This window comes from Methylocystis sp. H4A (assembly GCF_015709545.1).
In the GTDB taxonomy this organism is placed as follows: Bacteria; Pseudomonadota; Alphaproteobacteria; order Rhizobiales; family Beijerinckiaceae; genus Methylocystis; species Methylocystis silviterrae.
The window spans coordinates 68,686-77,711 of the sequence record NZ_JADNQY010000013.1 but is presented as its reverse complement, the minus strand read 5'-3'; the positions used below and the strand labels follow the sequence as shown (position 1 = coordinate 77,711).

Annotated in this window: 10 protein-coding genes and 2 pseudogenes; 5 read left to right on the top strand and 7 right to left on the bottom strand. The window is 61.9% G+C overall.

Annotation, left to right across the window (positions count from 1 at the left end):
* Window positions 1-384: pseudogene (locus IYW40_RS02070) on the bottom strand (transposase); the annotation flags it as partial.
* An 82-nt stretch (window positions 385-466) separates the two neighbouring features.
* On the opposite strand from IYW40_RS02070, the gene IYW40_RS02065 reads away from it, so the two are divergent.
* Entirely contained in the window at window positions 467-1,576 is a 1,110-nt protein-coding gene (locus IYW40_RS02065) for a DUF1403 family protein (RefSeq protein WP_109026968.1), read from the top strand.
* An 18-nt stretch (window positions 1,577-1,594) separates the two neighbouring features.
* Window positions 1,595-2,317 carry an SMC-Scp complex subunit ScpB gene (locus IYW40_RS02060; protein WP_109026966.1) on the top strand — a complete coding sequence of 241 codons (723 nt, stop codon included), beginning with the start codon at window positions 1,595-1,597 and terminating at the stop codon, window positions 2,315-2,317.
* Window positions 2,318-2,445: 128 nt separating this feature from the next.
* Here the strand turns inward: IYW40_RS02060 and IYW40_RS02055 are convergent, their stop codons facing one another.
* Entirely contained in the window at window positions 2,446-3,633 is a 1,188-nt protein-coding gene (locus tag IYW40_RS02055; RefSeq protein ID WP_109026963.1) for an integrase core domain-containing protein, read from the bottom strand.
* A 385-nt stretch (window positions 3,634-4,018) separates the two neighbouring features.
* On the opposite strand from IYW40_RS02055, the gene IYW40_RS02050 reads away from it, so the two are divergent.
* Window positions 4,019-4,318 (top strand): antibiotic biosynthesis monooxygenase, encoded by a 300-nt coding sequence (locus tag IYW40_RS02050; RefSeq protein WP_109026961.1) that lies wholly within the window; start codon window positions 4,019-4,021, stop codon window positions 4,316-4,318.
* A 609-nt stretch (window positions 4,319-4,927) separates the two neighbouring features.
* On the opposite strand, the gene IYW40_RS02045 is transcribed toward IYW40_RS02050, so the two are convergent.
* Window positions 4,928-5,353: a universal stress protein gene (locus tag IYW40_RS02045; protein WP_109026984.1), complete on the bottom strand. Its 426-nt coding sequence runs from the start codon at window positions 5,351-5,353 to the stop codon at window positions 4,928-4,930.
* Between the two features lie 164 nt (window positions 5,354-5,517).
* Between IYW40_RS02045 and smbP the strand changes: the two genes are divergently transcribed.
* Complete coding sequence (gene smbP, locus IYW40_RS02040) at window positions 5,518-5,856, top strand: small metal-binding protein SmbP (protein WP_109026958.1); 339 nt, start codon at window positions 5,518-5,520, stop codon at window positions 5,854-5,856.
* A 23-nt stretch (window positions 5,857-5,879) separates the two neighbouring features.
* Here smbP and IYW40_RS02035 read toward each other — a convergent pair whose 3' ends face one another.
* The 4 genes from IYW40_RS02035 to IYW40_RS02020 all read right to left on the bottom strand — a co-directional run bounded on the left by IYW40_RS02035 (window position 5,880) and on the right by IYW40_RS02020 (window position 7,351).
* Complete coding sequence (locus IYW40_RS02035; RefSeq protein ID WP_124740581.1) at window positions 5,880-6,110, bottom strand: hypothetical protein; 231 nt, start codon at window positions 6,108-6,110, stop codon at window positions 5,880-5,882.
* Between the two features lie 108 nt (window positions 6,111-6,218).
* Window positions 6,219-6,455, bottom strand: a complete 237-nt coding sequence (locus IYW40_RS02030; RefSeq protein WP_124740580.1) for a hypothetical protein — start codon at window positions 6,453-6,455, stop codon at window positions 6,219-6,221.
* Between the two features lie 262 nt (window positions 6,456-6,717).
* On the bottom strand, window positions 6,718-6,909 hold the full coding sequence (locus IYW40_RS02025; RefSeq protein ID WP_109026945.1) for a hypothetical protein: 192 nt from the start codon (window positions 6,907-6,909) through the stop codon (window positions 6,718-6,720).
* A complete protein-coding gene (locus tag IYW40_RS02020; protein ID WP_109026941.1) occupies window positions 6,899-7,351 on the bottom strand; it encodes a hypothetical protein in 453 nt (150 codons plus the stop codon). Before IYW40_RS02020 ends, IYW40_RS02025 begins: the two co-directional genes overlap by 11 nt.
* Window positions 7,352-7,663: 312 nt before the next feature.
* Here IYW40_RS02020 and IYW40_RS02015 point away from each other — a divergent pair.
* Window positions 7,664-8,915 (top strand): annotated as a pseudogene (locus IYW40_RS02015) (IS256 family transposase).
* The last annotated feature ends 111 nt before the right edge of the window (window positions 8,916-9,026 follow it).

Sequence of the window (9,026 nt, the reverse complement as noted above, 5' to 3'; positions counted from 1 at the left end):
CAAATGGATTTGTTCGACGAGGTGGGTCAGCGTTGGACGCTGCGGCTTCAGATAGACTTCCCGGATCGTCTGGCGGATCAACTTATGACGCGATTTGTCGAGAGCGAGCGCCCCTTTCGATCGGCCTCGCGGCTTCGGCTGAAGCGCCTCAACGGTGGGCGTTTCGCGATAGATCGCGACGAGGCGATAAAGTGTCGCGCGACTGATCCCGAGGTCCAAAGCAACATCTTCGACGTCGCTTGTTCGTAGCCGGTCGCCCGCGGAGCGGCCTAACAATTCTCTGATGGCCTCCTCGCGTCGACATGCCTCTAACCACTGCGGGTCGTCGGACCCCGTCGTGTCGGCGTCATCAGGGCAGGGCGCGTTCTCATTATTGCTGTTCATTTTTCGGCCGCGTCCATGAGAAATGGTTGAGCCGCAAATTCTCAATTCAACTGTACATCATTCGGGCGTTTTCTCAATTCAAATGTATACGCGTAAATCAGCAGCGTTTCGTAACGCATTGAAATTCAACAGGCCGATTTCTCAATTTCTGATGTGTCCTGACACGCAGTGGGCGAAGGTCGGCGGCGTTCAACACGACGCGGCCAGCGCGCACTTCTTCGCCGCCGGCGCCAGTCTTGCCCGCCTCGACCAGCTTTTGCGTTGCCCCGGAGGCGATATTTCGCGCGCCGGAATCGGCTCCGCCGATGTTTCGCGCGCCGACGGAAGAGCCGCCGATGCTTCGAGCCCCGGCAAAAACTTCGGGGAAGGAGGCCTCGAACCCGTTTTTGCCGGCGCCCTGCGGCAGCGCCTCGCCTTGCGCGCCGCAACCGCCTGCGCCGCGATAGCGCGTCTGCGCGAAGACGAAGGCGCCCTGCGCGACGCCGAACATCTCGCCGGCTTCGACGCGGCGCCGACGCCCGGCGGCCGCCTGCATCGGCTGTGGCGCCTGTTCACAACGCCTTCTGTGCGGCTCGATGCGCGCGTCGTGAGAGTCGCGGCCGATTGTCTCGATTTACCGCCGGCCATCGATTGCGAAGCGGTCGCCGCCCTTGTGGATGAGCGGTCGACAGCTGAGAATCCGCTCAATGCTGCGGCCCGCGTGAGCGCGCTAGCGCTGGGCGTCATCGGTGACGCGGCGCAATTCGACGCCGAAATTTTTGCGCTGTGGTTCGCCGATCTTGTGTTGGCGCGGCGCCTCGCGTGGCAGGCGCCGCTGCCGCTGTTGGCGACGACGATCACGCATCCATCGATGCGCACGGCGACCGGACGCCGACCACGGCCGAGCGATGCCGATTGGGATTTGAGCGCCGCGCGCGCCATGGCGCGCGCGGCGCAAGAGTCTTACGCGCTGGCGACAGAACTGTCGCGGCGTTCCAATATACTGTTGAGCGTTGCGCCAAAATTGCGCGCCAAAAAGGCGGCGCGCGTCGTCGATTTGTTGCTCGCCGACGATTGCGTTTCGCCGACGCGGGCGGCGACGTCGGCCGGCCTTTCCGATCGCGCCACGCGGCGTTTGTTCGATCGGTTGATGGCGCTTGGCGCCGTGCGCGAACTCTCCGGTCGCGCCAATTTTCGACTTTACGGACTGTGACATGAAAAGGATGCCGACATGCCGTCGATGAAGGCGCATCGACAGGACAGTGCGCCGCCGCCAAACCGTCGTGTGCCGCGGCGCGATGGGGATTTGCTGTTCGACGCCGATCTTTCCGATCTGCCACAGGCGATGCGCTGGCGCGAATGGATGGGGCGCGTCGAAGCGGCGATCTTCGCCGCGCCGTCGCCGGTCACGCGCGACGCGCTCACCAAACTGGTCGGGCGCGATTGCAATTTTGATGATTTGATTTGCGACATTCGCGAAGATTTGCGGGCAAGGCCCTATGACCTCGTTCTCGTCGCCGGCGGCTATCAACTGCGCACCAAACCGCGCTACGCCGACGCCATTCGCGTCCTGAACAACGGCGCCCACGCCGCCGGACCGCCAGCGCTGACGCCGACCGAACTCCTCACCGTGACGGCGATCGCCTATCTGCAGCCAGCGACGCGCGCGGAGCTGTCGCAGTTTGCAGGGCGAGAAATCAGCCGCGACGTCATTGGAGCGCTCAAGCGCCATCGGCTGATCGACGCCGCATTGCGCGCGCCGGAGCCCGGCGCGCCGTTCGCCTACGTGACGACGAGGAAGTTCCTAGAGGTCTTCGGACTCGCGTCGCTGCGCGATCTCCCCGACATCGAACGGCTCGAAGACGAGGGACTTTTGGAGAGGCCGCAGCCGGAGGCCGATCTTGACGCCCTTCTTTTCGCGGAAGAGGAGGATCTCGAAGAGCATTGGGAATGACCGGTGATAGGGTTCGCAACTCCCTGCCTGCTCGTCGTCCTTTCACGGCGAAAACAGGGGTTCGAATCCCCTTTGGCGCGCCAAGAAAATCAATTGTCCGGACTGAAGACATAGGTAACAGTCTGTTCCTAAGACATGGGTGACAACCTCGGGCCGAAGGGGTTGTCGAGGGGTTGCAAGGTTTTCTGCTCCAGATCGATGAAGCCGAGATCGTAGCTCATGAAGCTGACGAGCCAAATGCCGTCGTCGATTTCCTTGATTCCGAGGCGCTGACCGGCGAGCACGGACGAGATGTTGACGCGCTTTCGATACATGCAGATGCGCCCGCATGAGGTGACCATCACGTCGCGATCGTGCAGCGGATAGTCGATTTCCGGTAATTTCCCGTCATAGGGCTTGGCGGACGGGCGATAGACATCGGCCGGGCGCTTCATGTCGAGCGCTTCGTGCGGCCTTTCGTCGTTGAACTCCTTGATGAACGCGTCGAAGCGGGCCTGTTGCTGCAAGCTGTTCATGCCGGGCGGACGGGTCGCCTCCTTCTTCAAGGTCAGGTGCATGCGCTCGTGGCGGCCGTTCTGCTGAGGATGGCCGGGCTTGATGCGCTCGATCTCGACGCCCAGGCGCAGCCACCAGACGGAGAGCTTGGAGAGGCCGAAGAGGCCGTTGGGGCTGGCGAAGGGAACGCCATTGTCGGAGCGGATGGCGCCGGGGAGGCCGCGCTCACGAAACAGCCGGCCGAAGGCGGTGATCGCCGGGTCCTCTCTGGTCGATTCCAGCGCCTCGCAGAGCAGCAGGAAGCGCGAGGCGTGATCGGTGACGGTGAGCGGATAGCAGTAGCGTCCGGAGCCGAGCTTGAACTCGCCCTTGAAGTCCACACACCAGAGATCATTGGGAGCAAGGCCGGGCGAAAGCTCCGTGCCCTGCGCCCGCGGGCGGCGGCGTCCGAGCGCCTTGACGAGGCCGTGCCGGCACAAGACCGCATGGATCGTGCTGTTGGCGGGGACGCGGAAATCGCCGTCGAGCTTGCGCAGCAGCAGCTCGCGATTCTTGCGCGCGCCCCAATGGGGCTTTTCACGCTTGCAGCGCAGGATGAGGCTTTCAATCTGCTCGGGCAGCTGGTTGGCGTAGCGCACCGGCCGCCGCGAGCGGTCGGTGAGCGCCTCGAGGCCGTGCTCCTTGTAACGATCGAAGATTTTGTATCCCGTCTTGCGCGAGATGCCGAACTCCCGGCACACATCGCTCATCGCCTCGCCGTCGAGCAGACGCGCGACGAACCGAAGACGCTCTTCCATAACCGAACACCCCTTCCAGGGCATTCGACACCTCCCGCCTAGACTGGCGGGAGGTGTCACCCATGTGTCCGGAACAAACTGTCACCCATCTCTCAGGTCGCTCACAATAAGTTGTGATAATAGACTGCGTCGAGCGCCGCTTCGTGCCAACATTTGCCGGATAAGCGTCGGCGAACGTCAGCGGATTCCGTCCCTCCGCCCACGAAAAAGCCCGGTCGTCGCCGGCCGGCTGGAGGTGCGGTGGGAAGGCCAGTCGCCGAGCACTTTTGGCTCGGCGCGGGCCGGTTCGTACGCGCGGAGCGATGCAGGCAACCGCGACCAGCCGCCATAGTTAATGCTATGCTGCCGCCATCTGCGGACGCTTGGTGCAAACTGACGGCCTGAAACCGTCGGTCTTGAGGAGGTCGCAATGGTGAAATTTGGCATCTTGGCGACGCTGGAGGCGAAGATCGGCAAGGAGCACGAGGTTGCAGCGTTCTTGAAATCGGCGCTGCCGCTCGTGGAAGCAGAGCCCGGCACAGTGTCGTGGTTCGCGATCCGAGTGTCACCCACCACTTTCGCCATTTTCGACGTTTTCAATGACGAAGCCGGCAGAGACGCTCATCTTGCTGGGGAAGTCGCGAAAGCGCTCATGGCGAAAGCGCCGGAGCTTTTCTCGCAGCCACCCAAAATCGGGAAGGTTGACGTGCTGGCGGCAAAGCTGGGCTGACAACACAAAAACGCACCGATCGCGTCGACGACTTTTTGCATGCCCGCCTCGGCTTCATCCGCGCGGCCTGTCGATGTGGCCAATTCCGCTTCCCGCACGGCAAGTGCTGGAGCGCATGGGCCGATTTGCTCTTCGGACTGCCTAATGGCAGCGGCGGTTTCCGATACAAGGTTTAGCGCGACGGTGACGGGGTCCGACAGCGGGTCCCTGTGCAGGCGCGCCCATCACGGCAAGGTCGCCTTCGATGCCATGCGGACGGCGCCGGGAACGCCGTTCGTTGCCCTGGCGAGGTGCGCCGCTTTGTCTGCTCCGTCTGCGGCTCCCGGACGTTCATCTGATGCCAGATTGGCCGCCATATCGGGCGCGGGGGTGACACACCCTAGCGGTCTACTCTCTCCTGGGAAGAGTTCCAGCGCATCGCCGACCTAATCGGCCAGCCGCGCTACAACATCGCCCTACGACGCAGATTGAAGTCATCCGGCCAGCGGCTGGCGGCAATGAGCTTGTCCCGATGCGCTGGGGCCTTGTTGCCTCTTTAGTGGAAGAGTCCGCTCAACGAGCTGCCGGCGACATTAAAACGCCCGCGCCAAGACGGTTGGGGCGAAGACGCTACTGCCGCACGACGAGCACTGAGCACTTTGCGTGGTGTACGATGGCGCCGGCGTTGGAGCCAATGAGAAACCGATCCATTCCTGGCCGGTGGGAGCCTACGACGATGACTTCGGCGCCCCACTCCTCGGCCTCCGCCAGAACCTTTTGATAGACGGGACCGAACAGCACAACGGTCGAGATTCGGCCGGTCGGATGATCGATGCTAGCCGCTAGGGCCGCGATCTCCTTCTCAAGGCCTTGCCGAATATCCTTGTCGAAATTTCCCTTGACGTAGTCGAGGAAGGCAATGGGAATAAGCGTCTGCACATTGACCAGCCTGAGTTCGCTATTGAAAGCCCTGGCGAGCGCTGCCGCTTTGTCGATCGCCTGCTTGGTCATCTCAGATTCGGTGAGATCGATCGCGACAAGAATATTTTTGAACATCATCGCCTCCCTGGCTGACCCTTTAAGGCAGCTAGATGCCGAACTCTAATACTCCTTCGCGTATCTTGCCGCCGCGTCAATCGCCACAATCGACTCCCGCAAATTGTGGATTATGATCCTGCCGGCATTCCCTTCCGAGGAATGGCTAGTGGGAGGATATTTCAATGAACCGCAGAATTTTTGTACTCGCGCTGGGTCTTGGAGTCGCGGCCTTCGTAGCGCCCCGCGTCGCGCTCGCCGAGGATCATTTGGCCGAGGCGATTAGCCACACCAAGGAAGCGATCGACCACGGCAAACAAGGTCATGCGGATGTGTTGGTGACGCACGCCGAAGCCGCGCTTAAACACGCTGAAGCGGCGGAAAAAGCGAAGAAGAATGAGCACACCAAGGAAGGAATTACCCATCTGAAGGCGTCAATTACGGAAGGCAATAAAAAGGACGCCAAAGCTGCGACCGGACACGCCGAAGAGGCGTTGACGCATCTGGAAGCGGCGCAGAAATAACCCAAACAGCAAAACCCGCCGTTTCATCCACGGCGGGGCGTTCTGTTGCGCCGACGACGAATTTCGGCGCTCGGGATGATGTAGGGCTCGAAGCCTACGCCGCAAATCCCCGGGCATGAGCCTTGCGCCGATCTTTCGAAGCCGCCCATGCCGTGGCCAAGCATTGCCCCGAACGTCCAGCCGAGCCCGAGGCGCTTGCCGTCTCGGAATCGCTTGTGGGCGTCCCGCATGATCGCGGTGCGGTCGTAAGTCACGGCCTCAGCCTTCTCCGCAAATCGTCCGCCTTGATGGCGCAGCGCTCGGCGCTCTCGACGATGCGCCGAGACGTTCGCATGGCCGCGCCTTGACGTTGCTCAGGTCAGTCATCGGCATGGTCTCCGCACCGTGCCATTGCCGCCTGGCAGGTGCGGCGAATTGAACCAAGAGTCCATATAGTCGCCGTCCAGCTCTCCTTTGTCGCTGTCGTCCTCTTCTTCGTCGCGCGGCCCTGTAGTCCTCTCCCGATCGTCGTCATAGCCGCGCAGCGCCATCTCGGGATGGCCGCTCCCATGGCCCGTCCAGCCGAGCGACGGCTCGGCTTCGTCGACCGCATCGGCCACGCGAGACGCGGCCCAAGCATGTTGCTGATTGACGGCGGTCGTCGCGCCGAGCGTTGGCTCCTCATCGCCGGTCGGCTCAAGCAGCTCGCTTTCGTCCTCGCGGTCGTCGCTAGCTCCTTCGGCCCAGTGCGCCTGGTCCGGACGGCGTCGATCTGGTCCAACAGGTTCAAGAACGCGTCCACGGCGTCGGCGAGCGCCTTGCGCATGCCGGGGCGCAATTCGATAAAGAGCGGCGCCGCGGAGGCGTTGTCGTTGTCGAAGCTCATGACTGCGCTTCCCGCTCTAACACCGCGACGGCGTTGCGGACGGAGTCGCCGATCATGTCGCCGACAAGCATGTCATTGACCACGTCGTCTTCGTCGAGAAAGTCAGCGAGGCGACGGAGCAGCCGTAAGGCGCCCGCGAGCGTCGTCGGTGTGGATTCGAAGACCGCCCGCTGCGCTTCAGTTCGCATTATCTTGCGCCTTCTGCGCGGCCGACTCCGCATCTAATACCTCGCTCGTCTCGGCATTCTGCGCATATGCGTTGTGGGCTTCTAGAACGGCGCGCGCGTTCTGGTATTCTGGCTCAAGGCCGGCGGCTTCAGCACGCATTGTGGCGTTGCCTTTGCGGAGGCGCGCAATCGTGTCGTCTATTTCTTCGTCTGTCATTCCCATGCTGCTTTCGCGCATGGTTTCGAGATGGAGAATGCTGAAGACGCGATTGCCATTAAAGACAACTTCCGGGAGCCTATTGCTCGTGGGCGCGGCGTCCGCCACGGCTTCCCAAGCAGTCCGTTCGATCGCGTGCAGGCGCTCGTATTCTGCGAGAGCCTCAAGCAGCGGATCATCGTCCGCGACGACGCCAGCAATGGCAGGAAGCCCTGCGACGGGCGCAGCGGCGAGGCCGGCGAGCATGGCCCGCCGCGATGGTGTATGAGACAGTTTAGCCATGATGTGAAGCTCCGTTTGCGTTGTGGTCAGGCCGGGAGTGGGGTTCGCGAGATCTCTTCCCGGCCGCTTATCATGCGGTCCCTCTTGAAGTTCAGGCCGCGAATGATCCGGCGAGGCGGCCGGAATGCGTGGTGTAGAGGCGGCATAGGGGCATGCGCGGCGCAGGCCGGTCGGCAACGCAGGAACGGACCGGAAGGCCGACGTTGCTTTCCTCGCGCAGGGGACTGTCAGGAATCTTGTGTGTGTGGGCCATAGTAGAACCGCTGGAGGCGGACTATGGCGATCAAGAAGGACACACTGGACCAACTTCTCTCGGGGCGCGATCCAAAGGAAGTTTTTTCCAAGGACGGGCTTTTCGACGAGCTGAAAAAGGCCCTGGCCGAGCGGGTTCTGAACGCGGAGCTGGACGATCATCTCGATGGCGAAGCAGTGGGTGGTAGAGCCAATCACCGCAATGGCTATTCGAAGAAGACCGTGCTGACCGAGACGTCGAAGATCGACATCAAAATCCCGCGTGACCGGGAAGGAACTTTCGATCCCAAGCTCATCCAGCGTTACCAGCGCCGCTTCCCGGGCTTCGACGAGAAGATCGTGTCAATGTATGCGCGCGGCATGACATGCGTCGCGCGTGGCGGCTGGGGCGCGCCCCGATGGCGGGGCGCGCCCAGTTCGTGAGATCCAGGGCCATCTCCTGGAGCTTTATGGGCTGGAGGTCTCGCCCAATCTCGTCTCGACGATCACCGACGCGGTTTTGGAGACGGTCGCCGAATGGCAGAACCGGCCCTTGGAGGCGATGTATCCGCTGATTTTCTTCGACGCCTTGCGCGTCAAAATCCGCGATGAAGGGCTGGTTCGCAACAAGGCCGTCTATGTCGCGCTGGGCGTTACGCCCGAGGGAACCAAGGATATTCTGGGCCTGTGGATCGAGACTTCCGAGGGCGCCAAATTCTGGCTTCGCGTCATGAACGAGCTGAAGAACCGAGGCATCGACGACATTCTCATCGCCGTGGTGGACGGACTGAAGGGCTTTCCGGACGCGATCAACGCGGTCTTTCCGCAAACGATTGTGCAGACCTGCATCGTGCATCTCATTCGCAACTCCATGGACTTTGCGTCATGGAAGGACCGCAAGGCCATCGCCGCCGAACTGAAGACGATCTATCGCGCGAAAGACGCGGACGCCGGCCGAGAGGCGCTGGAGGCATTCGACGCCGGACCATGGGGTATAAAATATCCAGCTATTGCGCAGAGTTGGCGGCGAAACTGGGAGCAAGTCATTCCGTTTTTCGCCTTTCCCGTCGCGGTGCGTCGGATCATCTACACGACGAACGCCATTGAATCGCTCAACGCGAAATTGCGCCGCGCCGTGCGAACGCGAGGGCATTTTCCAACCGATGAGGCCGCGACGAAGTTGCTGTATCTCGTCTTGCGTCAGGTCGCGGGAGAATGGAAAATGCCGCCACGCGAATGGTGCGAGGCGAAGACCCAATTCGCCATCATGTTCGACGAAAGGTTCGTCGTGGTGTGATGGTCAACCTGGCCCCACACACAAGATTCCTGACAGTCCCCTCGCGCAGGCGAGACGCCTTGGCCTTCTTCCATTCGGAGGACAGCGCCTTGGCGAACCATTCCCGACAGG